Here is a 19,849-nt window from a genome sequence, read left to right as displayed (position 1 = left end):
TAGTGAGAGTAGCAGCAATGCCGGTAATTCTACTCAAAGTGATAGTAGTAGCAATGCCGGTAATTCTACTCAAAATGCAAGTAATATTAATAACGATAATTCTACTCAAAATGAAAGTAGCAACAATGCCGGTAATTCTACTCAAAGTAATAGTAGCAGCAATGGCGGTAATACTACACAAAACGAAAGTAATTGTAATAACGATAATTCTACTCAAAATGAAAGTAGCAGTAATAACGTTATTCCTACTCAAAGTGATAGTAGCAGCAATAGCGAAAATCCTTCACCGAGCAAAAGTGATAACGCTTCAAGCAATATTACACAGAATGATAGCGATACCGGCAATACCCCAAACAGTGATAAAAATAAAAATTCTCCAGAAAGTTAATAGCATAGTGGCGTATAAAAATGATGACCCTGTAATAAAAAGGTCATCATTTTTAATAGCTATTAAATAGCATTATATATGATATTCAATTTCATCAACGAAATCCCACTCGTATGGTGTTTCTTGGTATACGTAGTAGTTCAACCAATTCGAGAATAATAAATGTGTATGGGCACGCCACGTATTTATCGGTTCATTTGCTGGATTATCATGTGGGAAGTAATTTACTGGTACCTCAATATCTAATCCTTTCGCAACATCACGACTATACTCATCAGCTAAAGTTGTCGCATCATATTCAAGATGGCCAGTAATCATAATGTTTTTATTATCCTTTGATTGCACAATGAAAACACCAGCATCTTCTGAATAAGATAGTAATCGTAAATCAGGATGGTTAAGTACTTCATCAATTGATACGGATGTATAACGTGAATGTGGTGCCGTAAATGAATCACTAAAGCCACGTACTAAATCCACCGTTAAATCCGTAATGACATGAGAGTATACACCTGAGCATTTAGCAGGAAGCTCAATTTTACCGATACCGTAATGATGGTATAACGCTGCCTGAGCACCCCAACATATATGTAAGACTGATGTTACGTTTGTTTTGGACCAATCCATAATTTCTGAAATTTCCTGCCAGTAGTTCACTTCTTCAAATGCCATTTTTTCTACTGGTGCACCCGTAATAATCATGCCATCATAGCGACGATGACGAATTTGATTAAACGTCGTATAAAATAATTGCAAATGTGATTTACTAACATTTTTCGATTCATGTGTTGCCGTATTTAAAAATGTAATATTCACCTGTAACGGTGTATTACCTAATAAACGTAGTAATTGCAGCTCTGTTTTTTCTTTTTCCGGCATTAAATTAAAAATTAAGATATTTAATGGACGAATTTGTTGAGTTTTCGCTCTGTCCTCTTCCATAACGAATATTTTTTCCTCACGTAAATGTTCTCCAGCTGGTAAGTTTTTCGGAATATTAATTGGCATCTTGCATTCCCCTCTCTTTAATTTCTCTCTGTTAAAATCATTTAGTGCTTTAGTATCAATGCACGGGCCCTGCGCAAAGTTGATTATGTCAAACGATGAAATTAAAAAATCCCCCTCATTCCATGTGAGATAGAATGAGAAGGATTTTTCCACGTTCACTCTTATCTCTCAAAGGACAAATCCTTTGCTGGAATTAGCACCTTTCTAACTTTTGTTAGAGGTTGCTGAAGCGTCATCGGGCCAAATCCCTCAACTTCTCATGATAAGATTATTTAATTAAAAAGAATTGTAACATGAACAATTAAGAATATCAATAATACATAGAATATTTTGTTATTAATCATGCATGTCATTAGGTAATTTGTTTAACACTAATCTTGAATGTTTACATTATGATTTGATGGTAAACATGCTGTATTTATGTTAACATATACCTTTAGTAACAGAGAGGAACGTGAATAGTTTGATTAAAATTGAATTTCCAAAACCAGATTTAGTGATTCGCCAACGCGAACAAGATTTAAAGCCAGGTGATGTACCAATCACACCGTACCATGGTTTTATTGATTTCCATAAAATCACACGTGAAAACGGTGGTATTTTCTTATTCTACAATGAAGAGAACGAACTATTATTTGTCGGTAAAGCACGTAAAATTCGTCAACGTATTAAAAAGCATTTCGAGGACAATGTATCACCGATGAAAAATCATCGTAATGAAATTTTCAAAATTGAAGTGTATGAAGTGGAAGATCCAATGGAACGTGAAATTTACGAAACATACGCGATCAATTCATTCCGCGCTAAATACAATGTTGATAAAGTTTTTTATTAATATTTAAAGAAAAAAGAATCTGCTTGCCCTCTGTAATGTACATGACGGCTAGCAGATTCTTTTTCAATACTTTCATTCTAAGAAAAAGGCTTTACGTTCTTTAGTAATCCATTCCTCAAGCTCCGTATCATCGCGCTTTAACAGTCGATTGACAAGCACGTCATGCCATATATAATCTTCTAATAAATAGATATGAACAGGATCATTTGTAATAAAAGCCGTTTCTTGATTTGACGGTGAGTGACCATAAATCATTTGCTTGCCATCTATCGATAAAATAAACCAATGAGGTGTAGACGCATTCCTCGTATAGCGAGTGATACGGTGTTGGTCAATGGAAGCTAAATGGTCCTCCACATACAAGGTAATTCCATGAACAGGGATATGTTTCGCGACCTCATGTATATCTTCTAGCAATTCTTCATACATATCTTCCCACATCGATAATAGTACTTTTTTCTGCGCTTTTTTTAATAATGACTGACAGTAATTGACGATTGCCTCTTTTCCTTTTAGCGTGACAACCTTATGCTCCGCTTCCTGCTCTTTTATTTCTAATTTTTCTAATTGAGTACTGATTGACGTAAAATTCGATTGCCAGCGTTGCTGAATTTGTTGTAAAAACACAGCAACAGGAATGGAAGAGTAAGTCGTTTGATCGACAGTTTCTTCTTTTAGTACTAACCCTTTTTCAACGAGTACATCAAGTATGTCGTATATTCTTGCACGTGGGATACCGGAATTTTTACTTACTTGATAGGCACTCACATGACTATTTTGGACAAGTGCAGTATAGGCCTTTGCTTCATATTCTGTGAATCCCAGTTCTTTTAATTGGGCGATTAATAATTCCATCGAATCCCTCCATTTCCTCTATTATAAGTTAAGGCTATGAAGATAAGCCAACGAAAAAAATAGTCTTTACAGTTACGTTAAATTTAGTTACTATTTCAGTAGTAACTATCTAAAGAGGTGTAAACATGCTATTTGATGTAGATTTAAATGTAGTCATATTATTAATATCTTTTGGATTTTTAGCCGCCTTTGTGGATGCGGTCGTTGGAGGTGGTGGCTTAATTGCATTACCTGCCCTTATGTTTGCTGGTTTAAATCCAGCAGCAGCCGTAGCGACCAATAAACTTGCCGGTACAATGGGATCTTTGACATCAACTATTTCCTTTTATCGTTCCGGTCAGTTAGAAATTCGTTCGGTTATCAAATACTTTCCTTTAGCCTTTGTGGGATCACTTTTCGGAGCTTGGACTGTACATTTAATCAATCCTGAATTACTAAAACCACTTATGCTCCTAATGCTTGCTGCTGTTGCAATCTATACAATCTTTAAAAAAGATTGGGGTTCAGTAGCTGCGGTCAAAAATTTAAAGTTTACACACTTAGTTTTATTCATGCTGTTGTTATTTAGTATTGGGTTTTATGATGGGTTTCTTGGTCCAGGAACTGGCTCATTTTTAATTTTTAGCTTTTTATTAGTCGGCTTCGATTTCTTAAAGGCTGCAGGAAATGCTAAATTTCTAAACTTAGCAAGTAATTTTGCTGGTCTTTTAATGTTCGCCTACTTAGGTCAGATTCATTATGTTTATGGATTACTGATGGGTATAGCTCAAATTGCCGGTGCAATGGTAGGCTCGCGTGTTGCGATTAAAAAAGGTAGCGGTTTTGTCCGCGTATTGTTTATTATCGTAACGATTACATTGCTCACTAAAAATGCTTATGATTACATCAAAAACGCCGTAGATATCTAGCTCTACGGCGTCTTTGCTTGTCGACAAACTTTGGCGTTCTATTTCTTTAATTCGGAGAGGCTTTCCGTCGCTTCAATGATTCTTTCCGTCGCTCAGGAGAGGCTTTCCGTCACTTCAAGTTCTTTCCGTCGTTACAGTGGTTCTTTCCGTCACTTCGGAGGTTTCATCCGTCGCTTCAGAGGGTCTTTCCGTCACTTTGAACTTTCTATCCACGATTTTGGACAGTCTATCCATCATTTCGAACATTCTATCCGTTGCTTATTGTCTACAGTAAAAAAACTAAACAACTTTTCATCCTTAAATTTATGGCTCGTTAATAAACTAACAATAACAAATATCAATAATGAAGCGACTATCGGAATTGTCACAGTATGCATGCCAAAGACAGAAGGATAAAAACGATCTATGATAATATAAAGGATCATACCTGAAATCATTGACGCAATAGCACCATACTTATTGGCTTTTTTCCAATATAGACCTAATACGACGGTCCAAATAAAGACTGCCTCAAGTCCGCCAAAAGCGAATAAATTAAGCCATACTAATAAATCTGGTGGATTTAGTGCAAAAACGACGACGGCTAAACCGATCACTGTTGTGACAATAAAGCTTGCACGCTTAATTTCCGTATCATTAGCTGTTGGTTTTATATAATTTAAGTAAATATCTTTCACTACTGTAGAGCTTACAAGCATAAGTAGCGCGTTGACTGTAGACATCGTTGCTGCCATGGGTGCTGCTAAAACAATGCCAGCTAAAAATGGCGGCAAAACCTTTAACGTCAGCAGCGGCATTACTTTATCACCAATCTCAATGCCTGGTATTACTGGACGTGCTAAAACACCAATTAGATGCATCCCAAACATAATTGTCCCTATGGCAATAGTGCCAATGATAATGGCTAAATGCATGCTTTTTGAATCTTTATAGCTCATGGCACGAACAGCGATTTGCGGAAGCCCCACAACTCCAACACCTATCAAAATCCAAAATGTAGAAACGTATAATGGCGTTAATTCACCTTCTGCTCCAAATGGAGACACAAGATTCGGATTCTCAGCGACAAGTGAGGTCATAATATTATCGATTCCTCCACCAGCGATGATTGTCCCAATTAATAAAATAATTGTTCCAATGACCATAATCGAGCCTTGCACCGTATCCGTCAATGCAACCGCACGGAAGCCCCCAATAATAACATAAACTAATACGGAAATCGCAAAAATAAAGAGTGCAGTTGTGTAGTTTAAGCCCGTTAATGATTCAATTAATCGAGCACCACCTACCCATTGTGCCATCATTGCAGAAAATAAAAAGATAATGATGCTAATGGCTGATAGGATGACTATGGCATGACTCTTATAGCGCTCACGTAAAAAGTCTATTAACGTGATGGCTTGATAACGTCTTGCGATAATAGCAAATTTCTTCCCTAAAATCATTAAAACAAAATAACCTGCAGGAAGCTGCGCCATCGCCAATAATACCCAGCCAAGCCCTTTCGTATAAGCAACGCCTGGACCACCAATAAAGCTACTTGCACTACCATACGTAGCAATCATTGTCATCGCAAGGATGAAGCCTCCCATTTCACGACCACCAAGGAAGTATTCCTGCAAAAATGAATCGGAAGAGCGTATATACTTATTTGACCAGATCCCGATACCAAAGATGATGACTAAAAATAATAACAGTGGAACAATAACTTGCCAGTGCATTATTGATCCACCTCCTCATCGTCAAATGGTACCTCTTTGAAAAAGAGTTTCATGACGACCCAGATTAAAATAATCATAAAGCATGTCCCTGCAATACAGCTATAGAAAAACCATGCAGGGAAACCGAATACATACGTATAGCTTGTTGGATCACCAGAGCCTAGTCCATAGGCAAAGCCAAACCAAATCGCAAAGTTGACGATAACAAGCCCGATACCGATAAGCGCCTCTCGATGCGCAATTTTAAAGCGTTGATCTTTCAAAATACAGTCCCCCTAACCTACTCTATTTTACTGATATGTTTGTATTATGGGAACCTTTGTGAAAAAAATAAATGCAAGTAAGAAAATTTGATTAAATAAGAAGTCATCGTTAAAAAAGATTGTAAAAAACTGACTCTCCTCTTTTCCAAACCGCTTTTCACTCGGGACATCATTCAGATTATTTCTCATTGCCCTGATTTAGGACCTGAGTAGTTCTCCAAAATTAAAAGGCATGAGTCCGATACAGAGAACTCATGCCTAACGGCGTCACGTCACTATGCCAATGGATTATTATTTATGACTACTGTTTATGTTGTTCTAGTTAAGATAGATGTCATCAAGATAAATTTTCTCAAGATTTGTATTTAACAACATCTCAACACTGAAATAATACTTTCGTTTGCTTTGGAGAAAATTTGGCATATCCTGACGATTTGATTTCAGCGCGAAATAAAATTTCTTGTCAGTTTCCTCGTATAAGTTAAACCGTAAAATATCCTTTTTTGTCTGAAAGTCCATTTATCAGCCTTTCAAAAAACGTTGCTTGGGTCATCGTATCTATCGAGCCCAAATGGAATATCCCCTTAAGTTTGTTATCGATTATATACTTTAATTGTTTGGCTAACTGCGTGTCTAATAAATTATTACATTCCAAATTGCTGTAAACATCTATTACTTGATTATCTTCAATACCTTTCTTTATTAGGTTCATTCTTGGGGAATTCTTACCCCAAATAGCCGGGATTCTAATAATAATTGCACGTTCTCCTATTATTTGTTGCAATGTATTTTCACACTTAATTTTAAAACTGCCGTAGTCTGACTCTGCAAGGCAAGAATCTGATTCAAAATGGGGTTTTGAAAAATCTCCATCGAATACGTTGGCAGTAGAAAAATAATACAAAATGCCTTTGCTATTCTTTAATTCTGTCGCCAATTGTTTATGGAACTCCAATTGTTGATTGAAATCTCCTCTTAAGCAAGATATGACAATATCAGGATTGATTGTTTTAAGCATTTTCTTGAATCTATCAATTTGTGTTATGTCTAATTGAAATTGCTTTTCTCTAGGTAGGTTCGTGATAGAAGAAGAATATGTCCCATACAGGTCAAAATCATTTTTATATTCTTCGATTATGGCTTTACCAATAAGACCACTTGCTCCAAGAATTAATATTTTGTTCATCTCAGTTTCCTCCCCATTTTATATTCCCTACACTCCACTTTAACATAAAAATCCATTTATTAAAAAACACTCCTTTTTTCAGGAGTATTCGTTTAGTATATTCTATCGTTTAGTGTAAACTGTTTCTCCTTAACGTCTAATTGTTAAGTAGGAGGAGTTAATTTTTCCTTTTCTTGAACCTTAAATCGTTAGACTATCAAGCGTTTTTTCAACAACATCAATATTGGAATTTTTTTAGTAAACTTTGAAGCTCGTCTGCCTGTTGTGCCATCTCTTTCGCTGAAGAAGCCATATTTTCTATGAAAGCTAATTGCTCCTTCGCTGTTAACGTCACATGCTCCGTACTTTCAGTTGCCTTACTTGCAATGCGTGCCATTGTTTCTGTTGAGGCAGTAACTTCTTCAACACTTGCGGACATTTGCTCCGTTACAGCAGAGATGTCATGCAACTGTGTACTAACCCCTTTAATCGACTGCATGATCTTGTGGAAAGCCAGTTTTGTATCATCAACAACATCCATACCTGCTGCAGCTTCCTTCGAGTTACTAGAAATAGCCGTAATTACATTGGCCGTATCATTTTGAATAGAATGAATGAGTGATGCTATTTGATCGGCAGATTCCTTTGATTGTTCAGCTAATTTGCGAACCTCATCTGCAACGACAGCAAAGCCTTTGCCTTGCTCACCAGCACGAGCCGCTTCAATGGCTGCATTTAAAGCTAGCAAATTCGTTTGATCGGCGATGCTTGTAATCACATCAACGATATTACCAATTTGCTGTGACTGATCACCTAATATACGGACCTGTGCCTCTACATTGCCAGATGATTCATTAATAATTGTCATTTGATTCAATACACGATTTAAAGAGTCATTGCCTTGAGTAGCCTCATCACTCATTAAATCTGCAGCATCTGACACAGTTGAAGCGGTTTCAGCAACTTGTTGGATGCCAACCGCCATTTCCTGCATGGCAGTTAGGCTATCACTTGTGCTATGTAATGTAGTTTTTGAACCATCCGCTATATCTTCTAATGTTGATGTTAGCTGTCTTGTCATATCCGCCGTTTGCTGCGATTTAGTTGTTAAGCCATCAGACGATAAATCAACCTGTTTAGAGGATTGGGCTATTTGTTGCATTAATACTTTTAAGCTTGTCAGCATTTTATTAAAGGATTGCGCAAGCTCACCTGCTTCATCCTTGGAATTAATTTGTAGCTGTTTTGTTAAATCTCCTTCTCCATCCGCAATGTCTCGTAGTTGATTATTTATTTCACGCAGCGGTTTCACAAATGCTCTTGTGAAAAGGAAACTGCCTAATACAGCAATGACAGCTCCGATGAACAATACAATGAGAAGCTTACCGATAAATGCAAAAATAATAGCATTAACCCCATCTATCGTTTCACCGACAAACCACATCCCAATGATGTCTCCATTTGCATCTTTAATGGGTGCATAGAGTGTTAAATATTTCGTTCCTACTACATCTGCTTCACCTATGAAGGTTTCCCCTTTATTCATTACACTTTCAACGACTATTGGATCCGCATCTTTGCCAACTAAACGTTCTCCATTTAGATTTAGATTGGTGATCAGTCCTTTTGACCCTTGGAAAATGGTTACACCACCATCGATGCTTTCACCTACCTCATCAACAAAGGCTTCCTGATTAACGATTTTTGTATCCCCTTTATAAAGATCCCCATCTTTTATAGCCCAATCTCCCTTAAATCGTTCCTCTAGCAGCTTATAACCGACCTTTGAAATATGGGTTATGCTCTGCTCAAAATTGTTACGCATAATTTGTTTCACCTGTATTTGAGATACAAATCCAATCATAATGCTTAAAAATATGATGACTCCAATTAAAAGCAAATTAAATTTTGTACTTATTTTAAAAGTGCGCAATAAATTCATCTCTCCTTTTTCATATTTATTAGGAATATTATGTATAAAATGTAAGCCAAGTTAATTAAACATTATTCTATAAATAGTTTCAATACATTATCAATAAATTAACATTTTTAATATAAATGGGCTGTTAATATGCAGTGGCTATAAAAAAACAATTTCTATGGGAAAAGAGTAATTTCCATCCTAAAGAATAAAATACAATAATTGACAAAATAACAATAGTTAAGTAAACTGAACTTAACTAAAGATGCATTGGGGATGATAAATCTATGCACGATTATTTAATAATTATAGACAAAATCAATCAAAGATTTGAGCAGTTCAAGTTGTTAGTATTACAAGAAACCAAAGAGGTTGAGCAATTAGAGAACTTTCACTTGACTCCTCAACAAGAAATTATAATGTTTTATATCATTCGCAATGAGCCCGTAATTGCGAATGATGTTGCAAATCATTTTGGTATTTCAAAAAGTGCGGTTAGCCAAGTAATTTCAAAGCTAGAAGAAATGAAAATGATCTATCGTCAAGAGAATTCAATAAACCGCAGAGAGACCTTTATTTATCTTGGGGCTAGAGGCCAAGAGTTTCATCAGCTTCTAAATAAAATAGACGCCATTCTTGTGGAAAAATATTATTCGAAAGTTAGCTTAACAGAGTTAAAAAATGTTCTGGATACATTAAATAAGATTGTCGGAACTAATTAAAACAAAGGGAGTTAAGATAATGGAGAAAAATTTGAAAAAACTAACCAATCATATATATTATTTACCACATGATCCTAAAACAGATCGACCAATATTGTCTGCCATATGTGGAGATCATCAAACTTTACTTGTAGATGGAGGAAATTCTGATAAACATGCAAATTTATTTCTTGGTGAGCTAGATCAATATCAAATTACGAATTATCATTCAGTAGTATTAACACATTGGCATTGGGATCATAGCTTTGGAATAAATCAGATGAACCTATTAACCATAGCACATGAAAACACAAAAATACATCTTGAAAAAATTAAGAAATATGAGTGGTCAGATGAAGCTTTAGATACTCGTGTAGAAAAAGGCCAAGAGAATCAGTTTTGCTCCGACATGATTAAAAAAGAATTTGGAGAAGACAGAAATATCACCATCACTTTACCTAATATTACTTTTAAAGATAAATATGAGATTGATTTAGGCGGTATTCGGTGTGTTGTCAAACATGTAGGTGGAGATCATTCTGATGACTCATCACTCATTTTTGTAGAGGAAGAAAAAGTACTTTTCTTAGGAGACTGCTTATATCCAAGTATATACACACATCAACCACAATATAAAATTGAGAATGTTAGACATCTCTTGGAAAATATCAAAATGTTCGATGCCGAAATCTATGTGCTTTCGCATGAATCTCCATTATCTAAAGAGGATTTTATGGGGTATATAATGTTATTGAAGTTAATTTGTGATTTAACAGAAAAACATCAAAGAAACCACTTAAATTTGGTTAATGAGCTATCTACTCAATTAAATCGTAAATTAAGTCAGTTAGAAGAAGAATTAGTATATTGTTTTATTAACGGATTATCAGTTGACTAATATAAAGTTGTTAAGTGGTATGTAGTTCCGTTATAGAACCAAAAAACGCCTGGATATCCAAGCGTTTTTTTCTTCATTTTCTGAAGCGGCAGCTATCATTATGTCAGGGCGAAACGGCTTAATTCGCGGCTTTCGCATACATTTGCAATGCTTTTTTATCAATCTTTCCAACACTTGTTTTTGGCAATTCATCGATGAACATAATCTTTTTGGGAATTTTGTAGCGACCTAGATACTTGCTACAGATTTCTTTGATTTCTTCTAATAGAGTATCTTGCTTATCCTGACAAACGATAACTGCTGCCACGATTTCTCCCCAATAGTCATCAGCCACTCCAATCACCGCAACCTCTTGCACTAGTTGATGGCGCAAAATACATTGCTCTACTTCCTGCGGATAAACATTTTCTCCACCAGAAATAATCATCTCTTTACTGCGACCAACAATATAAAAGTCACCATCCTCATCAATCAGGGCTAAATCGCCGGTTTTCAACCAACCTTCATGAATGATTTTTTCAGTCTCCTCCTGATTATTCCAGTAAAACCGAAACATATGCTTTCCTCTAACTAATAGCTCTCCCACTTCGTTTGGCTCACAGCTTTCTCCTGCACTATTGATAATTTTAGCTTCATTGAATTGCATGCTCTTCCCCACGGCACCTTTTTTCAAATAGGCTGCCTCTCGAGAAATATAAAAATTATTTGGCCCCGCTTCTGTTAAACCATAGCCCTCTTTAAAAAATAGCCCCTTCTTAAAAAACGCATCATATATTGGATACGGGCATGGTGCTCCCCCTGATAAAAATACTTTCATTGAAGGAAAGCTACTCTTCTGAAAGTAATTCGTCGCAATCATCGCTTGGTACATTGTTGGCACAAAAAGCGAAATCGTTGTCTTATACTGATTAATCGCCTGAAGAGCGTTTTCCGCCTCAAACTTATCACCAATAACAACTGTACCGCCAGCCATTAGCAGCGGTATACATAAGGCATTCAAACCTCCTGTATGAAACAACGGCATATAATTTAACGTACAATCACTATCACTCAAGCCCCAGCTAATAATTGTATTAATAGCATTCCAATTCACAGAATTAAAGGATAGTACAACACCCTTTGGCTTTCCAGTTGTGCCCCCTGTATAAATCATTAACCAAGGATCATTAAGGTCTACTGCTCGAATGCTGAGAACTGCTCCTTCATTAGCTAAACGAAGAGAATGCATATTTTCGAATGATAAAGGACAATTCATTTCTTCATCGTATAGCAGTAAAGAAGGCCTAGCATCCGTCAAAATATCATGTAATTCCTTCGTACTCATACGCCAATTCAATGGCACATAGATAAGGCCTCTTAATCCACAGGCGAATAAGACAGCAAAAAGCTGGATGTGATTTTTCGCAAATACGGCTATACGACTCCCTGCCTGCAAGTTTTGGCGCTCAAAAAAATGACTCCATTTTGCAATTTCCTCTGTTAACTGCTGATAAGTCCACTGCTCCTTTGTTTCTAGGTTCACCAATGCTAGACGTTTAGGTGTTAGCGATGCACGTTTTAAAATCCAGGATTGCTCTACAAACATCTTGAAAGCCTCCTTATCACATCATAATTGCTCCATCCACATGAAGTGTGTGACCGTGGACATAGGAAGCCTCATCAGATGCTAAAAATAAATAGGCATTGGCAATATCTCTAGGTGTTCCTAATCTTTGCAGTGGCACGATGGAACGCATTTGTGCTAGCACATTTTCTGGCATTTTCTTTACCATGTCAGTTTCTGTAAAGCCAGGTGCCACCGCATTAACATTGATACCCTTGCGCCCTAATTCCTTCGCCCAAGTTTTTGTCATACCGACGATAGCAGCCTTAGTGGCAGCGTAATTCGTTTGGCCGACATTGCCATAGACACCACTAACTGAAGATGTATTAATAATTTTGCCACCACCGGCAGCAATCATATGTGGAATGACCTCTTGCGTACAATGAAAAACGCCAGTCAAATTCACATCAAGCACTTGGTGAAACTGATCTTCTGTCATTTTTGTTAACATTGCATCACGTGTAATACCTGCATTGTTCACTAAAATATCGACACGGCCCATTTGCTCTATGACTGTTGCCACTAAGTTCTTAACGCTCTCTCTATCTGCAACGTCTACTTGCACAAATAATGCTTGATCCCCTAAATGCTGAGCAGCTGACACACCAGCATCCTCATTAAAATCTGCAATGACAACGAAGGCACCCTCTTCAATAAATCGTTCAGCAGCCGCATAGCCAATCCCGTTCGCAGCTCCTGTAATAATGGCAACTTTATTGTTTAAACGCATACTTTTTTCCTCCTATTTCTAAAAACGTTTCAATTTCAGAAGTAAGCTGTGGTAAATCATCAATTAATGGAGAGTGACCACAGTCTTTTAAACTGACAAATTGTGCATTTGCACCTAAATCGAGCATTGTTTCATCATTCATTCCTTCTGTTATAACGTAATCACGATCCCCTCTTAACACTAAAACTGGAATGGTAATCTGTTGTACCTCATGAGTGCCTTTTGTGACCTCATGATCAACAGCACTTATATTAAAGACATTTAATGCATGATAAACTTCAGCGAGATTTCTTTGCGTCAGCATATCCTCCACATATGTCTGATAGTGTTCCGAGCTAGGCTGCTTATGGGTGTAAATAAGTGCGTTCCAAACCGATTGTAAGCCTTGCACATTTTTCGAATCATAGAAGCCTTGTACTAATTTTGTTTTAGATGTATCGACGAGTACTTCTTCATAGGTAAATGCCCTCTTTAATGCTGCTTGATTGCCAGTACCTAAATCCGTGTAAAATGGATAGCCTCGCGTAGATGCCGAGGCTAGTAAAATAAGCTGCTGACAATAGCCGGGATAAAGAGCGACAAACTGCATACATACTGCTCCGCCCGTAGACCAGCCAATCATGTCAAACTGTTTTAATTGAATGGCGTCCACAAAAAGCTTCACGTCATCGCTAAAATCTTTAATCGCGGAAATCGGTTTATGATAAGATGAACTACCAAAGCCCCGTAAATCCATCGCATAAATTGTATATTTTTCATCTAATTCATCGATTAGAACGTCCCAATGCTTGGAGGATGTCATATTTCCATGAATAAGTAATAAAACACGTTCTCCCCCTTGGCGCTTACGATACGCAATCGTTTCTCCATTTGATAGCTGAACAGTTTTTAACATCGTATTTCCCCCTTATCCCCATCGAATCGTAATAGCTCCCCATACATAGCCAATCCCTGCACTAACAAGTGTGACGATGTCTCCATCGCGGATACGGCCTTCTTCTAACGCAAGCTGCAATGATACGATTTGGTCAATCTGTCCGATATGACCATACTCTTGTAAATATATGGACTGCTCCTGCCCTAACCCTAGTTCAGATAAAATATAATCATGAGCAGACCTTTTCATGTGAAGCATTGCTAAATAGCCAATACTCCCCTCATTTAAACCACTTTTCGCCAAGGATGTTCGAATTACCTTCAAAAAATTGCTTAAAGATTTTTGTTCTAAACGCTCCTTCATCCCAATTGGATCTATCACATCGAGCTGATACAAATTATTCTCTAAAGCATCAGGCGTCAAAGGTTTTTTTGTACCACCAACAGGCACGACTACATCCTCTGAGAACGAACCATCCGTCATAATATCTGCCTCTAATAAATGATTCTTGTCATAGTCTTTTTGTAAAAGGATAGCGCCACCACCAGCTGCTAAATTATACATAAAGCGTGTTCGAGGATTGCTGTAATCGATAAAATCAACGTTTCGATAGCCACCAGCAAGGAGTATAGTAAGAATTGAATCATCCGACGCCATTAAACTTTTCGCTATTTTTAATGCCATAATGGTCGTGCCACATCTTAACTGCACATCGAATGCCCAAGCATTTACGGTCCCTAGCTCCTCCTGCATTTTTATAGAGGCAGTCCATAAGGGATACTCCTTATGCTCCTCTCCTATATAAATCACAACATCAATGTCCTTCGGATCGATATTAGCCTTGCGTATAGCATCCTGTGCTGCCCATATCCCCATTTGAACCGTATGATCATGCTCACCAGGAATAGGTTTTTCATAGATACCCATTTTTTGTCGAATAATATCCTCTGGAATATTGGAAAGCGCCGCAATTTCTTTAGCTGTCATTTTCGTTTGTGGAATATAGATTCCTGTACTTACAATGCCTACAGTCATTCAAATCGCTCCTTTTCCTGTGGCAGGGTAACCGATGATTGGTCTTTTTCCTTGTGCTTTAATCGCCATTTCCAAAACATCATGCGCAGTGATCCAATAATTCCTTTTGGGAAAAAGATAACTGCTAAAATATAAAGAATTCCAAAGAAGATAATCCAACGTTCAAATATTGGATAATCACGAGCTAACCCTGAAAGTGCATGCTGTGCATATTCAATAACAGCCGATCCTAGTAATGGTCCAACTAGTGTGCCAACACCGCCAATAATCGTCATTAATAATGCATCTAGCGTAATGTCCATCGTCATCACACTCGTATTGACAAAACGGAGTGACACAGCATATAAGGAGCCTGCTAAGCTTGCAACGGTTCCTGCAACAACGGATGCAATCACTTTATAGTACAAGGTGTTATAGCCTAATGATTTTGTTCGTTGTTCATTTTCCCGAACAGCAATTAAAATCCGACCAGTTGGCGAGTTAACGAAACGATATAGGACAATAAAAATAACGACTAAGCATGCCAGTACAAAGAAATAAAACGTCATTCGATCTCTAAACATTTCTGGTGCTCTAAACGTAAAACCATCATTTCCGTATGTAACAGAACGCCATTTTTCTGCCACTACTAAAAATAGTCCCGAAAAAGATAATGTCAGCATCGCAAAGAAATGACTTTTTAATCGAAGTGTCAGTAATCCTACTAAGAAGCTAATGAACCCGGCTAGCAACATGCCGACTATGATCGATAATAAAAATGTTGAAAGTGTTGGCTCCAGTTGTTTCAGCATGACTGCCGTTGTGTAGGCACCTAAACCAAAAAACATAGCATGCCCGAACGACACAATACCTGTATAGCCAAGGAGAATGTCATAGCTCATCGCTAAAATACCGAAAATAAAGATTTGCGTTAATAAAATAATGAGCGTCCTTGAATCATTGACGAAAGGGAGCAGCACTAAAATAGCTAACATGAGAAAAAAGCATAGATGCTGCAATGAAAGCCTCATTTTCATGTTGATCTCTCCTTTCTCATAGCAAATAAGCCTTGTGGACGGAAAATTAAGACGATGGCCATTAAAATCATATTGACCGCAAGCGATAGCACTGGCACATAATAAGCCATAAAGCTACCTGCTAAACCGACTAATATGGCTGCCAATAGCGAGCCCGAAAAACTGCCCATTCCTCCGATTACGACAACGATAAAGCCTAAAATTGCATACTCCATGCCCATTTCCGCATAGATGACACCTGAATACGGAGCCATTAACATGCCACTAAGTGCTGCTAGTGCCGCACCAACCATGAAAACATATAAAAATACCCGCTTTATATGAATGCCAAGTGCCTGTGCCATTTCTTTATCTTGTACACCTGCCCGAACGATTAGTCCAATCTTCGTTTTCTTTAGCATGTATTGGAAAATAGCGAAAATAATAAAACCTACAACAATAATAAATAATCGATATTTTATGATAATAACGTCTCCAATTTCCCAGCTGCCTGTTAAGTAGCTCGGTGTTTTCACTGCTACACCATTTGGACCAAAAACAACTTTGATCAACTCCTGTAGCACAAGCATCAGCCCTAATGTAATTAAAATTTGCTGAATATGATTGCCGTATACAGGTGTGATAATTAATTTTTCTGTAATAAGTCCCAATAAAGCTCCTGTTACGACGGCACCTACAACGCCAATGAGAAAGCTCTCTGTAAACATATACGTAAAGATCCCAGCATAAGCCCCCCAAACAAATAAACCGCCATGAGCAAAGTTCAAAACATCCATTAATCCAAAAATTAACGTCAGACCCGCCGCTAGTAAAAAAATTAACATGCCAGTAGCCAGGCCATTAATGACTAAATTGACGAAAAGCTCCAATCAAATACACCACCTTTATCCGATTCCAAGATATTTTCTTTTTAGTTCTTCATGATGGATAAGATCTTGCATGTTGCCCGAGTGAACTGTTCTGCCATCATCAATCAATGTATACGTATCACCAATTCGGCTCGCCATCATAAAATTTTGCTCTACAAGTACGATGGACGTTTGCTTTTTCATTTCAACGATGGCCTCCATTACTTTCTCTACCACTATGGGCGCCAGTCCTTTAGAAGGCTCATCAATCAACATTAATTCACTATCATTGATAAATGCCCTTGCCATGGACAGCATTTGTTTTTGACCACCCGAAAGATGTCCACCAGCCTTCTTCCAAAACTTCTTTAAATCCGGAAACAGCTCCAGCACATAATTTTGTCGCTCGAAAGTAGCTGTATCTTCTTTACGCATAGCCACTTTCATATTTTCCTCTACCGTTAAATCTGCAAAAATCCCTTGATTTTCAGGTACATAGCCTATTCCTAATTTTGCAACTTTATAGGTTGGGCTTTTTTTAATAGAATGTGTGCGAAATTCTACCTCTCCTTTTGAAGCAGGCGTTAACCCCATAATCGTTTTTAAAGTGGTCGTTTTGCCTGCTCCATTTCTACCAAGCAGTACACTTACTTGCCCCTCCATGGCCTCAAAATTGACTCCCTGCAAAATATGGTATTGACCGATATATGTGTGGACATCATTTAATTTCAGTAAGGTGTTCATCGTACAGACCTCCTAAATATGCATTTTGTACGGTTTCATTTTTCATGATGTCCCCTGGTGTTCCATCCGCAAGAAGTTGGCCGTTAAATAGCACCATAATCGAGTCCGACAAATCTAGAATCATATCCATCTTGTGCTCAATGAGCAGAATGGTTTTATCGCCCTGATTTTTAATGGTGCGAATAACTTCCAAAATCGTTGGTACCTCCTCTAAGGACATGCCTGCCGTTGGTTCATCAAGGAAAAGGATTTCCGTATCAAGTGCTAACAGCATTGCAATCTCAAGCTTTCTCTTTTCCCCATGGGATAGCATTGTCGTAAGAGCATCTCTTTTATTGTCAAGCAATACAAGTGTTAATAGCTCCTCCGCTTTTTCTGTAATCGCCTTATAACTTTTGTAATGGCGAAATAATTGGTAACGAACTTTCTCCTTGGATTGCACAGCCAAACGGACATTTTCCAAAACTGTTAAGTTCGGAAAAACATTCGTAATTTGAAAAGAGCGCCCTAGACCCATTCGAGTTCTTTCAATAGCTGATTTTTGCGCAAGTGACTGTCCCTTAAAATAAACATCCCCGGCAGTCGGTTTTAACTCTCCACTAAGCAAATTAAAGAAGGTGGTTTTTCCAGCTCCATTTGGTCCAATAATTGATTTCAAATGCTTTTCCGGCATATTAAAATTCACATGGTCGACAGCTGTGTGTCCGCCAAAACAAATAGTTAAGTTTTCTGTTCGTAAAATGGGTTCCATCGTATTCTCCTTTCTAGTACTTCTATCTCTCTTCACCCATTCTCATATGAAAGTGGGTGAAGAGAGACAGAATAATATCTGTCTCCAACTTCACTTATTCATGATCGGAGGTGCTGTTTCTTCAGGGCTCAGCTCACGAATTAGCACTGGTACTGGATAATCTACACCATCTTGTTTTTCTAAACGGATAGAATACATCGACTGTAATGCTTGATGGTCTTCTTTTCGGAAAATCATCGTTCCTTTTGGTGTTTCAAATGACATCCCTTCCATAATGCCGATAAGTTTTTCCGCATCTGTATCGTCATTTGATTTTTTCAGAGCATCAACAATAGATATGGCTGCAGACATGCCTCCTGGCGTAAATAAATCCGGAACTTCATTGAAGCGTTTTTGATGTTCCTCAACTAACCATTTATTCACATCATTTTGTGGTAACGTATGATAATAAACAGAGAATCCTTCCATACCAATTAACGGATTCATAAATTTTAATGCAATAATATCTGGTGCTCCCGTTGAAATTTTAATGCCCTTTTCTTGAATTTTTAAATCTGCAATTTGATTCCACGGTGAGTTTGCTCCAGCCCAGACAACAAATAGATAATCTGGTTTTGCAGCAATTACTTTTTGCAAATTGGACGTAAAATCAGTTGCTGCTGGATCTGCATATTCCTCTAAAACAATTTCTGCGCCTAACTTTTCCGCAGCTGTCTTAAACGCCTTCACCCCATCCAAGCCAAAAGAATAGTCCGGCGCAAACGTTGCAATCTTAACACCCTTTCCTGCTATCGCTGCCGCTGCTGCATAAGCATCCTGAGAAGAATTTCGACCTGTACGGAAAATATATTTATTAAATTCTGAGCCAGTAATGCTATCCGCTACCGCAGGCTCCACCACCATAATCTTTTGGTATTCTTCCGCAAGTGGCAGAACAGCAAGCGTATCACCTGAGCTAGAGGAGCCTACTAAGAAATCAACCTTGTCATCTTCTAATAGCTTTGTCGCTTTTTGTACCGCAACCTCAGGCTTTGTTTCTGTATCTTCATAGACAATTTCTATTTTCTTACCATTAACCTCCATCGTACCGCCTGTAGCATACTCAATCCCTAAATCAAAGCCACGCTGTGTTTGTTTCCCGTACGACTCAAGAGCACCCGTCAATGACGCAAGCACACCAATTTTAATAGTGCCCCCTTCCTCAGCAGTCCCCTTTGAATCATCCTCCGAAGTCTTACCATCTGTTGAACTATCCTTCGTCCCATCTGAATTACAAGCTACCATCAACATCGTCAGCATCAATAAAAGCACAAATAAACAATGCTTCTTCATCCCATAACCCCTTTCATAATAAGTTAAAAAGAAAGCGCTTTCGTTGCTATAACCACTATATAAAACTCCAGTTACAAATTAGTTACAAAAAATGAGCTTCCCTTTAGGGAGGGCACTGAAAAACTTACGTTTTCATAAAAGCGAACCTTTCTCATATAAAAATAAGGCACTTCTTGTTCGATTTTGAACAGGAAGTGCCTTATTTCTGTCTCTATTCTTTATTCATTTTCGTTTAGTAGCTTTAATATCC

Annotated in this window: 19 protein-coding genes, 1 pseudogene and 1 riboswitch; of the genes and pseudogenes, 5 read left to right on the top strand and 15 right to left on the bottom strand. The window is 37.7% G+C overall.

All coding sequences use genetic code 11. The features are described 5' to 3' along the window. Positions 1 to 388, top strand: a pseudogene (locus tag ACQKOF_RS04770) (hypothetical protein); the annotation flags it as partial. Positions 389 to 460: 72 nt separating this feature from the next. On the opposite strand, the gene metA reads toward ACQKOF_RS04770, so the two are convergent. Next, entirely contained in the window at positions 461 to 1,396 is a 936-nt protein-coding gene (gene metA / locus ACQKOF_RS04765) for a homoserine O-acetyltransferase MetA (protein WP_427554195.1), read from the bottom strand. Between the two features lie 158 nt (positions 1,397 to 1,554). Further along, a riboswitch (SAM riboswitch) is annotated at positions 1,555 to 1,665 on the bottom strand. 194 nt (positions 1,666 to 1,859) lie between these two features. Here metA and ACQKOF_RS04760 point away from each other — a divergent pair. Further along, a complete protein-coding gene (locus ACQKOF_RS04760; RefSeq protein ID WP_370044156.1) occupies positions 1,860 to 2,231 on the top strand; it encodes a nucleotide excision repair endonuclease in 372 nt (123 codons plus the stop codon). Positions 2,232 to 2,303: 72 nt separating this feature from the next. Here the strand turns inward: ACQKOF_RS04760 and ACQKOF_RS04755 are convergent, their stop codons facing one another. Further along, complete coding sequence (locus ACQKOF_RS04755; protein WP_427554193.1) at positions 2,304 to 3,086, bottom strand: TrmB family transcriptional regulator; 783 nt, start codon at positions 3,084 to 3,086, stop codon at positions 2,304 to 2,306. 125 nt (positions 3,087 to 3,211) lie between these two features. On the opposite strand from ACQKOF_RS04755, the gene ACQKOF_RS04750 reads away from it, so the two are divergent. Then, positions 3,212 to 3,994, top strand: a complete 783-nt coding sequence (locus ACQKOF_RS04750) for a TSUP family transporter (protein WP_427554191.1) — start codon at positions 3,212 to 3,214, stop codon at positions 3,992 to 3,994. A gap of 233 nt (positions 3,995 to 4,227) precedes the next feature. Here the strand turns inward: ACQKOF_RS04750 and panF are convergent, their stop codons facing one another. The 4 genes from panF to ACQKOF_RS04730 all read right to left on the bottom strand — a co-directional run bounded on the left by panF (position 4,228) and on the right by ACQKOF_RS04730 (position 8,968). Next, positions 4,228 to 5,715, bottom strand: coding sequence for a sodium/pantothenate symporter (gene panF / locus ACQKOF_RS04745; protein ID WP_427554189.1), 1,488 nt, complete (start codon positions 5,713 to 5,715; stop codon positions 4,228 to 4,230). After that, entirely contained in the window at positions 5,715 to 5,978 is a 264-nt protein-coding gene (locus ACQKOF_RS04740; RefSeq protein WP_370076560.1) for a YhdT family protein, read from the bottom strand. The genes panF and ACQKOF_RS04740 overlap by 1 nt, the downstream gene beginning before the upstream one ends. Before the next feature lie 481 nt (positions 5,979 to 6,459). Further along, positions 6,460 to 7,164, bottom strand: a complete 705-nt coding sequence (locus tag ACQKOF_RS04735; protein WP_427554187.1) for a sugar nucleotide-binding protein — start codon at positions 7,162 to 7,164, stop codon at positions 6,460 to 6,462. A 217-nt stretch (positions 7,165 to 7,381) separates the two neighbouring features. After that, complete coding sequence (locus tag ACQKOF_RS04730; protein ID WP_427554185.1) at positions 7,382 to 8,968, bottom strand: methyl-accepting chemotaxis protein; 1,587 nt, start codon at positions 8,966 to 8,968, stop codon at positions 7,382 to 7,384. Positions 8,969 to 9,351: 383 nt separating this feature from the next. Here ACQKOF_RS04730 and ACQKOF_RS04725 point away from each other — a divergent pair, with 383 nt between their 5' ends. Together ACQKOF_RS04725 and ACQKOF_RS04720 are read left to right on the top strand one after the other, a co-directional pair. After that, a complete protein-coding gene (locus ACQKOF_RS04725) occupies positions 9,352 to 9,786 on the top strand; it encodes a MarR family winged helix-turn-helix transcriptional regulator (RefSeq protein WP_427554183.1) in 435 nt (144 codons plus the stop codon). Positions 9,787 to 9,805: 19 nt separating this feature from the next. Continuing rightward, complete coding sequence (locus ACQKOF_RS04720) at positions 9,806 to 10,663, top strand: MBL fold metallo-hydrolase (RefSeq protein WP_427554181.1); 858 nt, start codon at positions 9,806 to 9,808, stop codon at positions 10,661 to 10,663. 118 nt (positions 10,664 to 10,781) lie between these two features. Here ACQKOF_RS04720 and ACQKOF_RS04715 read toward each other — a convergent pair whose 3' ends face one another. The 9 genes from ACQKOF_RS04715 to ACQKOF_RS04675 form a co-directional block, all read right to left on the bottom strand. Further along, on the bottom strand, positions 10,782 to 12,248 hold the full coding sequence (locus ACQKOF_RS04715) for a class I adenylate-forming enzyme family protein (RefSeq protein ID WP_427554179.1): 1,467 nt from the start codon (positions 12,246 to 12,248) through the stop codon (positions 10,782 to 10,784). Positions 12,249 to 12,264: 16 nt separating this feature from the next. Further along, positions 12,265 to 12,996: a 3-oxoacyl-ACP reductase FabG gene (gene fabG, locus ACQKOF_RS04710; RefSeq protein ID WP_370044167.1), complete on the bottom strand. Its 732-nt coding sequence runs from the start codon at positions 12,994 to 12,996 to the stop codon at positions 12,265 to 12,267. Next, complete coding sequence (locus ACQKOF_RS04705) at positions 12,980 to 13,891, bottom strand: alpha/beta fold hydrolase (RefSeq protein ID WP_427554177.1); 912 nt, start codon at positions 13,889 to 13,891, stop codon at positions 12,980 to 12,982. The genes fabG and ACQKOF_RS04705 overlap by 17 nt, the downstream gene beginning before the upstream one ends. Positions 13,892 to 13,903: 12 nt before the next feature. Continuing rightward, complete coding sequence (locus ACQKOF_RS04700; RefSeq protein ID WP_427554175.1) at positions 13,904 to 14,908, bottom strand: 3-oxoacyl-ACP synthase; 1,005 nt, start codon at positions 14,906 to 14,908, stop codon at positions 13,904 to 13,906. Continuing rightward, positions 14,905 to 15,918: a branched-chain amino acid ABC transporter permease gene (locus tag ACQKOF_RS04695; RefSeq protein ID WP_427554492.1), complete on the bottom strand. Its 1,014-nt coding sequence runs from the start codon at positions 15,916 to 15,918 to the stop codon at positions 14,905 to 14,907. The genes ACQKOF_RS04700 and ACQKOF_RS04695 overlap by 4 nt, the downstream gene beginning before the upstream one ends. Before the next feature lie 2 nt (positions 15,919 to 15,920). Then, the gene (locus ACQKOF_RS04690; protein WP_427554173.1) at positions 15,921 to 16,793 is read right to left on the bottom strand and encodes a branched-chain amino acid ABC transporter permease; all 873 of its coding nucleotides are present in this window, start codon (positions 16,791 to 16,793) and stop codon (positions 15,921 to 15,923) included. 15 nt (positions 16,794 to 16,808) lie between these two features. Next, positions 16,809 to 17,516 carry an ABC transporter ATP-binding protein gene (locus ACQKOF_RS04685; protein ID WP_427554171.1) on the bottom strand — a complete coding sequence of 236 codons (708 nt, stop codon included), beginning with the start codon at positions 17,514 to 17,516 and terminating at the stop codon, positions 16,809 to 16,811. Further along, positions 17,491 to 18,267, bottom strand: a complete 777-nt coding sequence (locus ACQKOF_RS04680) for an ABC transporter ATP-binding protein (protein WP_427554169.1) — start codon at positions 18,265 to 18,267, stop codon at positions 17,491 to 17,493. Before ACQKOF_RS04680 ends, ACQKOF_RS04685 begins: the two co-directional genes overlap by 26 nt. A gap of 90 nt (positions 18,268 to 18,357) precedes the next feature. Further along, positions 18,358 to 19,599 (bottom strand): substrate-binding domain-containing protein, encoded by a 1,242-nt coding sequence (locus tag ACQKOF_RS04675; RefSeq protein ID WP_427554167.1) that lies wholly within the window; start codon positions 19,597 to 19,599, stop codon positions 18,358 to 18,360. Positions 19,600 to 19,849 lie beyond the last annotated feature (250 nt).

The sequence above is a fragment of the Lysinibacillus sp. NPDC093190 genome (assembly GCF_050280425.1).
Lineage (GTDB): Bacteria > Bacillota > Bacilli > Bacillales_A > Planococcaceae > Lysinibacillus.
The sequence above is the reverse complement of the archived record's forward strand: the minus strand, read 5'-3'. Positions and strand labels throughout refer to the sequence as shown.